This window comes from Streptomyces sp. NPDC002057 (assembly GCF_040296665.1).
Taxonomy (GTDB): domain Bacteria; phylum Actinomycetota; class Actinomycetes; order Streptomycetales; family Streptomycetaceae; genus Streptomyces.
This window is the reverse complement of sequence record NZ_JBEOXR010000074.1, coordinates 22,276-33,367: the sequence shown is the minus strand read 5'-3', so window position 1 is coordinate 33,367 and position 11,092 is coordinate 22,276. Positions and strand designations below refer to the sequence as shown.

Genomic DNA, 11,092 nt, shown 5'->3' with positions numbered 1-11,092 from the left:
ATCTGGCGTTGATTTTTGGCACGCTGTTGAGTTCTCAAGGAACGGACGCTTCCTTTGTACTCACCCTCTCGGGCTTTCCTCCGGGCTTCCCTTCGTGTTTCCAACCTTACCAGATCGTTTTCCGTTCCGTTTCCGGTTCGGATTTCATATCCGGTGGCCTGTTGGCTGCCTTTCGCCTTTCGGCGTGTTCACTACGTTAGCTGATTTCTCCGGCGACTCATAATCGAGTCAATCGAATTCAAATTCCGGCATGCCGAAATAAGCCCCTGCTGGGGAGTCATCTTGAGTAGTGGATGGCCGCTGCGGGGTGCTTGAAGAAGCAGGCCCGTAACCAGCTGCTCGGGCTACGTTAGGCGGTCGGGCCGCCCGAGTCAAGTGGGCGTTTGCGGGGCGTATGGGGTCGGTACGGACTCACCGTCGGGTCGCCGTCGATCCAGAAGCGCCACGGGTGCGGGGCTCCGTCGCCGCCGACGCCCGTGCGGGGGCCGCTGCGAACGCGGTCCGGGGCGGGCGGGGTGCCGGTGAGGAGGCTGAGCGGAGCGTCCGGACCGGGGTCGCAGGCGTCCGTTCCGTTGAGGGAGAGGCCCACGTCCAGGGCCGTGGCCAGGCGGGCCGGGCCCTTGGCGAGCTCGTGGTCGTACCGGGCCGAGCGGCGGCGGGGGCGGGCCCGCTCGGCGCCCCGCACAATCTCCCCCGCGCGCAGCAGGACCCCGCTCGCCTCGCCCTCGGGGCCGCACACCACGTTGAGGCAGTGCCACATGCCGTAGGTGAAGTAGACGTACGCGTGTCCGGGCGGGCCGAACATGACGGCGTTGCGGGCCGTGCGGCCGCGGAAGGCGTGCGAGCCGGGGTCGATCGCGCCGGCGTACGCCTCCACCTCCGTGAGGCGCAGCTCCATCCGTCCCTCGGGGGAGCGGCGGACGAGGGTGCGGCCCAGGAGGTCGGGGGCCACGTCGAGGACCGGGCGGTCGAAGAAGCTCCGCGGGAGCGGCGTACGGTCGGGGCTCTCGCTCATGGCGCCCGAGCGTAGTGGGGCCCGGTGGGGAACCGGTTACGGTCGTCGCGCGTATGTAGGGGTCAGGACTGAGAAGGAGTGAAGGTCATGGGATTCAAGAAGCTGCTCGCGAGCCTGGGTGCCGGTGGGGCCACCGTGGAGACGGTGCTCACCGAGGAGAACGTGGTCCCGGGCGGTGTCGTCCAGGGTGAGGTGCGGATCCAGGGCGGCAGTGTCGACCAGCAGATCGAGGGGCTCTCCGTCGGGCTGCAGGCGCGGGTCGAGGTGGAGGGCGGCGACCAGGAGCAGAAGCAGGACATCGAGTTCGTCAAGGTCCGTCTGGGCGGTGCCTTCGAGGTGAAGGCCGGCGCGGTGCACGTGGTGCCGTTCGGTCTGGAGATCCCGTGGGAGACGCCGGTGACCTCCGTCTCCGGTCAGCAGCTGCGCGGCATGAACATCGGTGTGACGACCGAGCTGGAGATCGCCCGCGCGGTGGACTCCGGTGACCTCGACCCGGTCAACGTGCACCCGCTGCCGGCGCAGCAGGCCATCCTGGACGCCTTCCTCCAGCTGGGCTTCCGTTTCAAGAGCGCGGACATGGAGCGCGGGCACATCCGCGGGACGCGGCAGAAGCTGCCCTTCTACCAGGAGATCGAGTTCTTCGCGCCGCAGCAGTACCGGGGGCTGAACCAGGTCGAGGTCAGCTTCGTCGCGGACGACCGCGAGATGGACGTCGTCCTGGAGATGGACAAGAAGCCGGGTCTGTTCGGTGAGGGCAGCGACTCGTTCCGCGCCTTCAAGGTGGGTCTGCACGACTTCCACACCACCGACTGGGCGGCGTACCTGAACCAGTGGCTCGCCGAGGTCGGCGGCCGTCGCAACTGGCTCTAGGCTCGGCCCCGTAAAGGCTGCTGAGGCAGTACGGGCGATACGGAGGTTTCGACGTGTCCGAGGGCAAGAGGGCGCCGCTCCCCCACGACTTCCATCCGCCGGTGGCGGCGTTCACGGTGGTGAGCGACGACATCGCGCCGGGCGGGGTCCTGAAGGACGCTCAGGTCCACGCGGAGGGGAACACCTCGCCGCAGCTTCGCTGGGAGGGGTTCCCGGCGGAGACGAAGAGCTTCGCCGTCACCTGCTTCGACCCGGACGCCCCGACGGGCAGCGGGTTCTGGCACTGGGTGCTGTTCGACATCCCGGTGTCGGTGACGGAGCTGCCCGTGGGTGCCGGGTCGGGGTCGTTCGAGGGGCTGCCGGCCGGTGCCGTGCACGTCCGGAACGACTACGGTTCGAAGGAGTTCGGTGGTGCCGCTCCTCCCGCGGGGGATCCGGCGCACCGCTATGTCTTCACGGTGTACGCGGTGGACAGCGAGAAGCTCGGTCCCGACGGCGACGTGTCGCCCGCGGTGGTCGGCTTCAACCTGCGGTTCCACACGCTGGGGCGTGCCCAGTTGATCGGTGAGTACGCGGCTCCTGCGGCGGTCTGATCATTCGTTTGTTGTTTGCCCGCTTCTGGTCTTGGAGAGATCAGAAGCGGGCATCTTTTGTTCCACGGGAAATTGCGTTGTCCGACCGGGCCCGCCCGGCCATCGTTGATCCAGGCCCCACCGCCCCGCTCCGGGGCCGGGCCTGCACACGGGAGGTGGGCACAATGCGGGACACGCTGGTCCTCAACGCGAGCTTCGAGCCGCTTTCGACGGTCACACTCAACCGTGCGGTGGTGCTGGTCCTGCAGGCCAAGGCCGTCGTGGAGCACGCCCATCCCGATCTGCGGGTGCGGGGTGCCGCCGTCGACCTCCCGGTGCCGCGGGTGATCAGACTCTGCCGCTACGTACGGGTGCCGTTCCGAAGACAGGCACCGTGGTCGAGGAGGGGGGTGCTGGTGCGGGACCAGCACCGGTGCGCGTACTGCGGGCGGCGGGCGACGACCGTCGACCACGTGGTGCCGCGCGCCCAGGGTGGTGGGGACAGCTGGCTGAACACGGTCGCCTCCTGTGCCGAGGACAACCACCGCAAGGCCGACCGGACGCCGGAGCAGGCGGGAATGCCGCTGCTGCACCAGCCGTTCGAGCCGACTCCGGCGGACGCGATGCTGCTCGCGATGCGGGCGAGCGAGCGGTCCGAGCTGCCGGAGTGGCTGGTGAAGGCGGCCGCGTAACCCCGTCTCGTACGGTGTGGGCCCGCCTCCCCCGGTGTGGGGAAGCGGGCCCTTTTCGTTCCGGTCTGTCGTTCCGGTCTGTCGTTCCGGCTACTTGAGCGTGAGCTGGAGGATGGCGATGACGCCGACCGTGATGATCACTCCGCGCAGGACCGTGGGCGACAGCTTGCGGCCGACCTTGGCGCCGATCTGGCCGCCGATGGTGGAGCCGACGGCGATGAGCAGGACGGCCGTCCAGTCGAAGTCGGCGACGAAGAGGAAGAAGACGGCGGCGATGCCGTTGACGAGGGCGCCGAGGATGTTCTTGACGGCGTTGATCCGCTGCAGGCTGTCGTGGAGCAGCAGGCCCATCAGCGACAGGTAGAGCACGCCCTGCGCGGCGCCGAAGTATCCGCCGTACATGCTGGCGAAGAAGAGGCCGACGAGGAGGGCGGGGCCGCCGTCGGGGTGGGCCTCGGTGCCGGTCTGTTCGCGGCGGCGCTTCACGGCGGCGGAGATCCGGGGCTGGAAGAGGACCAGGACGAGCGCGAGGCCGATGAGGACGGGGACGATCGCGTCGAAGGCCTCGGACGGCAGGGCGAGGAGGAGGATCGCGCCGATCAGTCCGCCGAGGAGGGCGGCGCCGCCGAGGCGGAGGATGCGGGCCTTCTGGCCCTTGAGCTCGCGGCGGTAGCCGATGGCCCCGCTGATGGAACCGGGCACGAGGCCGAGGGCGTTGGAGACGTTCGCGGTGATCGGCGGGAGTCCGGTCGCCAGAAGGACCGGGAACGTGATGAGCGTTCCCGATCCGACGATGGTGTTGATGGTGCCGGCTCCGATGCCGGCGGCGAAGACCGCCAGTACTTCCCAGATGGACAACGCCATCTCCTTACATGGTCAGTGAGTCGCCTCCCCGCCCTGAGGTCGTCGGGGTCGAGGGGCTCGCACCGATCATGCACGAGAATTACGTGTACGTGTCAGTCAACCGGCGGTTCGTCTCGCCTTTCGGTCCCGCCGCCCTTGGTGTTGAAGCCGGAGGCGCCGCCGCCGACGTTGCCGAGGGCTCCGGAGAGGCCCTTGAGGGCGTCGCCGATCTCGCTGGGCACGATCCAGAGCTTGTTGGCGTCGCCCTCGGCGATCTTCGGGAGCATCTGGAGGTACTGGTACGAGAGGAGCTTCTGGTCGGGGTCGCCGGCGTGGATGGCCTCGAAGACCGTGCGGACGGCCTGGGCCTCGCCCTCGGCGCGCAGGGCCGCGGCCTTGGACTCGCCCTCGGCGCGCAGGATCGCGGACTGCTTCTCGCCCTCGGCGGTGAGGATCGCGGACTGACGGGTGCCCTCCGCGGTGAGGATCGCGGCGCGCTTGTCGCGCTCGGCGCGCATCTGCTTCTCCATCGAGTCCTGGATGGAGGTCGGCGGCTCGATCGCCTTGAGCTCGACGCGGTTGACGCGGATGCCCCACTTGCCGGTGGCCTCGTCGAGGACGCCGCGGAGGGCCGCGTTGATCTCCTCGCGGGAGGTCAGGGTCCGCTCCAGGTCCATGCCGCCGATGATGTTGCGCAGGGTGGTGACGGTGAGCTGCTCGATCGCCTGGATGTAGCTGGCGACCTCGTAGGTCGCGGCCCTCGCGTCGGTCACCTGGTAGTAGATGACGGTGTCGATGTTGACGACGAGGTTGTCCTGGGTGATCACCGGCTGCGGCGGGAACGGGACGACCTGCTCGCGCAGGTCGATCCGGTTGCGGATCGAGTCGATGAACGGGACGACGATGTTCAGTCCGGCGTTGAGCGTGCGGGTGTAGCGGCCGAAGCGCTCCACGATCGCCGCGCTCGCCTGCGGAATGACCTGGATCGTCTTGATCAGGGCGATGAAGACGAGCACCACCAGAATGATCAGGACGATGATGACTGCTGACATCGTGTTCCCCGTGCCCTTCGCTGCCGGTTGACTGCCGGGTGGCTTTCGATGATCGAGTTTCCCAGATGGCGGAGCGTCATGGGCGAGGTTCGGTCACATGACGACGGCGGTTGCCCCGTCGATGTCCACGACGTCGACCTGTTCGCCCGGCTCGAAGGTCTGGCCGGTGTCGAGCGCGCGGGCGGACCAGATCTCCCCCGCGAGCTTGATCCTGCCTGCTCCGGTGCCGTCCACCCGCTCCAGGACCACGGCCTGACGCCCCTTCAGGGCGTCGACCCCGCTCGCGTGCTGGGGTCTGCCGTCGCGGTGACGGGCGGCGATCGGGCGCACCACCGCGAGGAGTGCCACCGAGACGACGACGAAGACGAGCACCTGGGCGACGACGCCGAAGCCGAGGGCCGCGGTCACCGCCCCCGCGACCGCTCCGGCCGAGAACATGCCGAACTCGGGCATCGCGGTCAGGACCAGGGGAATGCCGAGCCCCACCGCGCCGATCAGCCACCACACCCATGCGTCGATGTCCACATGGTCATGGTAGGGCGGTGGGGTCCTGCGGGACAGGGCGCGGGCGACTGTGCGGAACGCCTGCGCGCCGTCGGCTACTTGAGGGGCAGGCCGTGGGCGGTCCAGCGGTCGCCGACGCGCTCGACGACGAGCGGGAGGCCGAAGCAGTGCGAGAGGTTGCGGGAGGTCAGTTCCATCTCCACCGGGCCGGCGGCGAGGACCTTGCCCTGACGGATCATCAGGACGTGGGTGAAGCCGGGCGCGATCTCCTCGACATGGTGGGTCACCATGATCATGGAGGGGGCGTACGGGTCGCGGGCGAGGCGTCCCAGGCGGCGGACGAGGTCCTCGCGGCCACCGAGGTCGAGGCCGGCGGCGGGCTCGTCGAGGAGGAGGAGCTCGGGGTCGGTCATCATCGCGCGGGCGATCAGGGTGCGCTTGCGCTCGCCCTCGGAGAGGGTGCCGAACCTGCGGTCCAGGTAGTCGCTCATGCCGAGGCGGTCGAGGAAGGCCTTGGCGCGCTGCTCGTCGACCGGGTCGTAGTCCTCGTGCCAGGTGGCGGTCATGCCGTACGCGGCGGTGAGGACGGTCTCCAGGACGGTCTGGCGCTTGGGGAGCTTCTCCGCCATGGCGATGCCGGCCATGCCGATGCGGGGGCGGAGCTCGAAGACGTCCGTGCCGACGCCGCCGAGCTGCTCGCCCAGGACGTGGGCGGTGCCCTTGCTGGGGAAGAGGTAGCTGGAGGCGATGTTCAGAAGGGTGGTCTTGCCGGCGCCGTTGGGTCCGAGGATCACCCAGCGCTCGCCCTCCTTGACCGACCAGGAGACCTCGTCCACCAGAGCCCGTCCGTCGCGGACCACGGATACGTCCACCAGCTCCAGTACATCGCTCATGAGCGCGTTGTCTCCCCTTGCGGTCGAGTCGTCGCCTTGCGCCGGTGGGCGCGGCGTCCAGGGGAAAACCTACGTTATCGACGGAGCGGGCCGGTCCCTAGGGCTTCCTTTGAGTCCTTAGTCTGTGGGGATGCTTTCGGAACCACGCTCAGGACGCCTGGCGGCATGGGGCAACGCCCTGCTGGCCGGGGCGGTGTCGCCGGACGAGGCGGCGCTGGCCATTGTCGGGGAGGACGCGGTGCACCGCGTGGAGGGGCTGCCGGGTGAGGCCCGGCCGGTGGGGCTGACGCTGGCGCTCGGCCGGCTCCGGCGGCTCGGGGTGACCGGGTGGCGGGTGGCGCTGCCCGCGCCGGGGCATCCTCTGGGGCTCAGCGGACCTCCTGACTTCAACGCGCGCGCGTTGGAGGCGGAGGAGGCGGCGGTGGGGTACGGCGCGCCGTTCGGCCTCGTGCCGGAGGTCTCGGAGGCGGGGCCCGCGGGCGATGTGCACGTGGAGGTGGTCTGGCGCTGTCTGGCGGTGCGGGAGGCCCCGCCGGCGGACGTGCCGTCGCTCGGCGAGGCCGAACGGGAGCTGGCGGAGGCGCTGCGGGACGCGACGTCGGTCCTGACCCGGCTGGACGTGGCGGCCTCGGGCCCGGCGGCGGACGCGGCACGGGAGGCGTACCGGGCGCGGGCGGAGGTGGGGCGCGAGGTGCTGGCCCCGGGGTACCCGCCGCGGGCGGTACGGGTCCTGGAGCTGGCGCAGCGGGTGGGCCTGCTCGTGGACCTGGCGTACGACCACGGGCACGGCGGCGCGGTGAGCGCGTCGGAGATGGCGGCGCGGGGGGAGGCGCTGCGTCCGGTGGAGCGGGTGGCCCGGCGGGCGCAGGTCGCCGCGTACAACGCGTACGTGGAGGAGAGGGAGCGGGACCGGGGGTTCTGAGGCCCGGAGGGCGTCCGGCGCGCGGGGTCGGGCGCGCGGCTCCCGGCGTGGGGCGTGCGGCGTCCGGCGTCTTGCGCGTCCGGCACGCGGCGTCGGGCACGCGGCTCCCGGCGTGGGGCGTGCGGCGTCGGGCGCCTTGCGCGTCCGGAGGAGGGGCCCGGGTTCCGGGCCCCGGTGTACGGCCCGTGCCGGGGCGCGGACGGGAAGCGAAGGACCGGCCCCCCGGGGATCGTGTGGGGGCCGGCCTGGTCTCGGGGTGGCTCAGCCGTTGAAGGCGCCGTTGCCGAAGGCCGGGTTGAGCAGGCCGATCACGTTGACCGTGTTGCCGGAGACGTTCACGGGGACGTGGACCGGGACCTGCACCAGGTTGCCGGACGCGACGCCCGGCGAGTTGAGGGCCGCGCCGTTGGCCTCGGCACCGCCGTGGGCGGAGGCGACACCCGCGCCGGCGGCGACGATGCCACCGGCGACCATGGTGAGGGCAGCGGCCTTCTTGAGGTTCTTCACTTGGGTACATCCTCCTGGTCATCGCCGCGGCCGGTCAGCCGCAGCACGCCATGGAGAACGCCGCACCCCTCGCGAGGTTGCGCCGAACGGGGGACATACACACGACGGTATGAAGGAGTGAACGGTCGTGCGCCCGGCGCGCAAGGGGGGCGCGTCAGTTGCTGAGGCCGTGCCGGACCGCCCAGAGGGCCGCCTGGGTGCGGTCCGACAGGTCGAGCTTCATCAGGATGTTCGAGACGTGCGTCTTGACCGTCTTCTCGGAGAGGACGAGCGCGCGGGCGATCTCCCGGTTGGAGCGGCCGTCCGCGATCAGGCCGAGGACCTCGCGCTCCCGCTCCGTGAGCGTCGAGCCCCGTCCCGTACCCCCGTGGGAGTCGTCCTGGGCGAGGAGCGCGTCCGCGACCTCGGGCTGGAGCAGGACGTGTCCCGCGTGGACGGAGCGGATGGCTCCGGCCAGGGCGTCGGGGTCGATGTCCTTGTAGACGTATCCGGAGGCGCCGGCGCGGAGCGCGGGGACCACCGTGCGCTGCTCGGTGAAGCTGGTGACGACGAGGACCCTGGCGGGGTTGGCGAGCGCCCGGAGCCGCTTCAGCGCCTCGATGCCGTCCGTGCCGGGCATCTTCACGTCCATGAGGACCACGTCGGGGTGGAGCTCCTCGGCCCTGGCGACGCCCTCGGCGCCGTCGGAGGCCTCCCCCACGACCTCTATGTCGTCCTGTACCTCCAGGAAGGTCCGCAGGCCCCTGCGGACGACCTGGTGGTCGTCGACCAGCAGGACACGGATCCGCTTGTCAGCCACCGGGAACCTCCATCTCGATCGTGGTGCCCTCGCCCCGGGCCGAGGTCACGGTCAGTGATCCGCCGACGCCGCCGGCGCGGTCCCGCATGGAGACCAGGCCGAGGTGGCGCCCGGCGCTTCGGACCGTACGCGGGTCGAAGCCCTTCCCGTCGTCGGTGACGGTGAGGCGTGCGCCCTGGCCCGCGCGGGTGAGGGCGACGGTGACGTGCTCCGCGTCCGCGTGCCGCAGGGCGTTGTGCAGGGCCTCCTGGGCGACCCGGAGCACGGCCTCCTCCTGCGCGGCGGGCAGCGCGCGGGTCCCGGTGCTCTCGAAGGTGACGCTGGCCGCGGTGTGGGCGCGGTCCAGGACCTGGACGTGGGTACGGAGGGTGTGGACGAGGCCGTCCTCGTCGAGGGCGGCGGGCCGGAGCTCGACGACGGCGGCGCGCAGCTCGTCGGCGGCCTCGGCGGCCAGCGCGGCGACCTGCTGGAGCTCGCCCTTGGCGCGGGCGGGGTCGCGGTCGACGAGGGCGGCGGCGGCCTGGGCGGTCAGCCGGAGCGAGAAGAGCTTCTGGCTGACGGCGTCGTGCAGCTCGTGGGCGAGGCGGGAGCGCTCCTCGGCGATGGTGAGCTCGCGGCTGCGCTCGTACAGGCGCGCGTTGGTGAGGGCGATGGCCGCGTGCTGGGCGAGGATCGAGAGGAGTTCCTCGTCCTCGGCGGTGAAGCCGCAGCCGCCGGTCACCCGGGGGCAGCGCTTGTTGGCCAGGAAGAGGGCGCCGAGGGTCTCGTCGCCGTCCCTGACGGGGAGGCCGAGGAAGTCGGACATCTCGGGGTGGGCGTCCGGCCAGCCCTCGAAGCGGGGGTCCTCGCGGACGTCGGCGAGCCGCTCGGGCTCGGCCTTGTGGAGCATGGCGGCGAGGATGCCGTGCTGCCGGGGCAGCGGGCCGATCGCCTTCCACTGCTCGTCGCTGACTCCGTCGACCACGAACTGGGCGAAGCCGCCGTGGTCGTCGGGGACGCCCAGGGCCGCGTACTCGGCGTCGAGGAGCTCGCGGGCGGAGACGACGATCGTCTTGAGGACGTCGCGGACCTCCAGGTGGCGGCTCATCGCCAGGAGGGCGGTGCTCACGGCGGCCAGGCCGGAGCTCGGTCGATGGCTCATGTGGTCACCGTACCGGCGGGCCGTGACGGTCCGTATCCGTCCCGAGACCGCGGAGGAGGGGGACCGGGGACCTAGGTCCTGGTGCCCGGGGGCCTTTCTCCTCCCTCCGCTCCCCCGCTCTCCTCCGCAAGGAGGAGGGGACTCACCGTGCGCATTGCTCACGCAACGGGCGGTGAGTTCGTTACGTGGCCGATGTGAGCCCGCGCATAGGACCCAGGTCACTTACGAAGTCCCCTAGTGGACCCCGGAGGGCGGGTCAGGGTGGGGTGAGTCAGACATAAGGGCGCTTCCGTGGTCCGTGCACGGGCCCCTGATCCACTACCCGGGATCGTACGTCACACCTTTGCCACGGCATTTTGCTGGCGCTAAGAATTGCCCCCGTCGCCGCCGAAGAAGGCGCAGCGCCGCCCCGGCCGAGCGACGACCCCCAGCGATTCGAAGAGGTAGTCCGTTATGTCTGCGAACACCCCTGGCCACACTCGTGGTCTGAAGAAGACCCACAAGGCCACGATCGCCGGCGTCGCCGCTCTGAGCGCCGCCGCGCTCACCCTCTCCCTGGTACAGGGCGGCGGGTCCACCGAGACCGAGCCGCAGGCTCTCTCCGGCACCCAGCAGGTGGCCTGGTCGTACAACGCGAGCAGCCCGCAGGCGAAGGCCCTGGCCGCCAGCATCACCGAGCAGCAGTCGACCGTCGGTCTGAAGGCCAAGCAGGAGGCCGCGGCGAAGGCCACGGCGGACGCGAAGGCGAAGGCCGCCGCCGCCGCGAAGGCGAAGGCGGACGCGAAGGCCAAGGCCGCCGCGAAGGCGAAGGCGGACGCCAAGGCCAAGGCCGCCGCGAAGGCCAAGGCCGACGCGAAGAAGCGTGCCGCGGCGAAGACGGTCGCGAGCCGTTCCGTCGCCCGCACCCCGGTCTTCGCGAACAACCTCGACGGCTGGATCCGCGAGGCGCTGTTCATCATGGACAAGCACAACATCCCGGGCAGCTACAACGGCCTGCACAAGAACATCATGCGCGAGTCCAGCGGCAACCCCCGGGCGATCAACAACTGGGACATCAACGCCATCAACGGCGTCCCGTCCAAGGGCCTGCTCCAGGTCATCTACCCGACCTTCAAGGCGTACCACATCGCCGGCACCAAGTTCGACCAGTACGACCCGGTCGCCAACCTCGTCGCCGCCGCCAACTACGCGGCCGACCGCTACGGCTCCATCGACAACGTCAACAGCGCGTACTGATCGCACTCCGTCCGCTGTCGTCGTACGCCGAAGGGCGGCACCCCCG

At 70.6% G+C, this 11,092-nt stretch carries 14 protein-coding genes; 6 read left to right on the top strand and 8 right to left on the bottom strand.

The genetic code is table 11. The features are described 5' to 3' along the window. The coding region (locus tag ABT129_RS35165; RefSeq protein ID WP_351909808.1) for a hypothetical protein at positions 1-200 on the top strand (200 nt) is incomplete at its 5' end. A 149-nt stretch (positions 201-349) separates the two neighbouring features. Here ABT129_RS35165 and ABT129_RS35160 read toward each other — a convergent pair. Further along, positions 350-1,015 (bottom strand): DNA-3-methyladenine glycosylase, encoded by a 666-nt coding sequence (locus tag ABT129_RS35160; protein WP_351909806.1) that lies wholly within the window; start codon positions 1,013-1,015, stop codon positions 350-352. An 87-nt stretch (positions 1,016-1,102) separates the two neighbouring features. On the opposite strand from ABT129_RS35160, the gene ABT129_RS35155 reads away from it, so the two are divergent. The 3 genes from ABT129_RS35155 to ABT129_RS35145 all read left to right on the top strand — a co-directional run bounded on the left by ABT129_RS35155 (position 1,103) and on the right by ABT129_RS35145 (position 3,149). Next, the gene (locus tag ABT129_RS35155; protein WP_351909804.1) at positions 1,103-1,885 is read left to right on the top strand and encodes a sporulation protein; all 783 of its coding nucleotides are present in this window, start codon (positions 1,103-1,105) and stop codon (positions 1,883-1,885) included. 53 nt (positions 1,886-1,938) lie between these two features. Next, complete coding sequence (locus ABT129_RS35150; RefSeq protein ID WP_351909802.1) at positions 1,939-2,478, top strand: YbhB/YbcL family Raf kinase inhibitor-like protein; 540 nt, start codon at positions 1,939-1,941, stop codon at positions 2,476-2,478. Between the two features lie 164 nt (positions 2,479-2,642). Continuing rightward, complete coding sequence (locus ABT129_RS35145; protein WP_351909800.1) at positions 2,643-3,149, top strand: HNH endonuclease; 507 nt, start codon at positions 2,643-2,645, stop codon at positions 3,147-3,149. Positions 3,150-3,239: 90 nt separating this feature from the next. Here the strand turns inward: ABT129_RS35145 and ABT129_RS35140 are convergent, their stop codons facing one another. From ABT129_RS35140 to ABT129_RS35125, 4 genes are all read right to left on the bottom strand, one after another. Next, positions 3,240-4,013: a sulfite exporter TauE/SafE family protein gene (locus ABT129_RS35140; protein ID WP_351909798.1), complete on the bottom strand. Its 774-nt coding sequence runs from the start codon at positions 4,011-4,013 to the stop codon at positions 3,240-3,242. Positions 4,014-4,105: 92 nt separating this feature from the next. Then, the gene (locus ABT129_RS35135; protein WP_351909796.1) at positions 4,106-5,044 is read right to left on the bottom strand and encodes an SPFH domain-containing protein; all 939 of its coding nucleotides are present in this window, start codon (positions 5,042-5,044) and stop codon (positions 4,106-4,108) included. 93 nt (positions 5,045-5,137) lie between these two features. After that, positions 5,138-5,569, bottom strand: a complete 432-nt coding sequence (locus tag ABT129_RS35130; RefSeq protein ID WP_351909794.1) for an NfeD family protein — start codon at positions 5,567-5,569, stop codon at positions 5,138-5,140. Between the two features lie 74 nt (positions 5,570-5,643). Then, complete coding sequence (locus tag ABT129_RS35125; RefSeq protein ID WP_351909792.1) at positions 5,644-6,441, bottom strand: ABC transporter ATP-binding protein; 798 nt, start codon at positions 6,439-6,441, stop codon at positions 5,644-5,646. Positions 6,442-6,571: 130 nt separating this feature from the next. Between ABT129_RS35125 and ABT129_RS35120 the strand changes: the two genes are divergently transcribed. After that, positions 6,572-7,363 (top strand): Rv1486c family protein, encoded by a 792-nt coding sequence (locus ABT129_RS35120; RefSeq protein ID WP_351909790.1) that lies wholly within the window; start codon positions 6,572-6,574, stop codon positions 7,361-7,363. Positions 7,364-7,624: 261 nt separating this feature from the next. On the opposite strand, the gene ABT129_RS35115 is transcribed toward ABT129_RS35120, so the two are convergent. The 3 genes from ABT129_RS35115 to ABT129_RS35105 form a co-directional block, all read right to left on the bottom strand. After that, positions 7,625-7,870, bottom strand: a complete 246-nt coding sequence (locus ABT129_RS35115) for a chaplin (protein ID WP_351909788.1) — start codon at positions 7,868-7,870, stop codon at positions 7,625-7,627. Between the two features lie 154 nt (positions 7,871-8,024). Next, the gene (locus ABT129_RS35110) at positions 8,025-8,669 is read right to left on the bottom strand and encodes a response regulator (RefSeq protein WP_351909786.1); all 645 of its coding nucleotides are present in this window, start codon (positions 8,667-8,669) and stop codon (positions 8,025-8,027) included. After that, a complete protein-coding gene (locus ABT129_RS35105) occupies positions 8,662-9,810 on the bottom strand; it encodes a GAF domain-containing sensor histidine kinase (protein WP_351909784.1) in 1,149 nt (382 codons plus the stop codon). The genes ABT129_RS35110 and ABT129_RS35105 overlap by 8 nt, the downstream gene beginning before the upstream one ends. Before the next feature lie 453 nt (positions 9,811-10,263). Here ABT129_RS35105 and ABT129_RS35100 point away from each other — a divergent pair, with 453 nt between their 5' ends. Beyond that, complete coding sequence (locus ABT129_RS35100) at positions 10,264-11,046, top strand: transglycosylase SLT domain-containing protein (protein WP_351909782.1); 783 nt, start codon at positions 10,264-10,266, stop codon at positions 11,044-11,046. Positions 11,047-11,092 lie beyond the last annotated feature (46 nt).

What these genes read in the sequence shown, in the direction of transcription:
- ABT129_RS35120 (WP_351909790.1), top strand. Translation starts at nt 6,572, where the DNA reads ATGCTTTCGGAACCACGCTCAGGACGCCTGGCGGCATGGGGCAACGCC.
- ABT129_RS35100 (WP_351909782.1), top strand. Translation starts at nt 10,264, where the DNA reads ATGTCTGCGAACACCCCTGGCCACACTCGTGGTCTGAAGAAGACCCAC.
- ABT129_RS35105 (WP_351909784.1), bottom strand. Translation starts at nt 9,810, where the DNA reads ATGAGCCATCGACCGAGCTCCGGCCTGGCCGCCGTGAGCACCGCCCTC.
- ABT129_RS35140 (WP_351909798.1), bottom strand. Translation starts at nt 4,013, where the DNA reads ATGGCGTTGTCCATCTGGGAAGTACTGGCGGTCTTCGCCGCCGGCATC.
- ABT129_RS35135 (WP_351909796.1), bottom strand. Translation starts at nt 5,044, where the DNA reads ATGTCAGCAGTCATCATCGTCCTGATCATTCTGGTGGTGCTCGTCTTC.
- ABT129_RS35155 (WP_351909804.1), top strand. Translation starts at nt 1,103, where the DNA reads ATGGGATTCAAGAAGCTGCTCGCGAGCCTGGGTGCCGGTGGGGCCACC.
- ABT129_RS35160 (WP_351909806.1), bottom strand. Translation starts at nt 1,015, where the DNA reads ATGAGCGAGAGCCCCGACCGTACGCCGCTCCCGCGGAGCTTCTTCGAC.
- ABT129_RS35125 (WP_351909792.1), bottom strand. Translation starts at nt 6,441, where the DNA reads ATGAGCGATGTACTGGAGCTGGTGGACGTATCCGTGGTCCGCGACGGA.
- ABT129_RS35145 (WP_351909800.1), top strand. Translation starts at nt 2,643, where the DNA reads ATGCGGGACACGCTGGTCCTCAACGCGAGCTTCGAGCCGCTTTCGACG.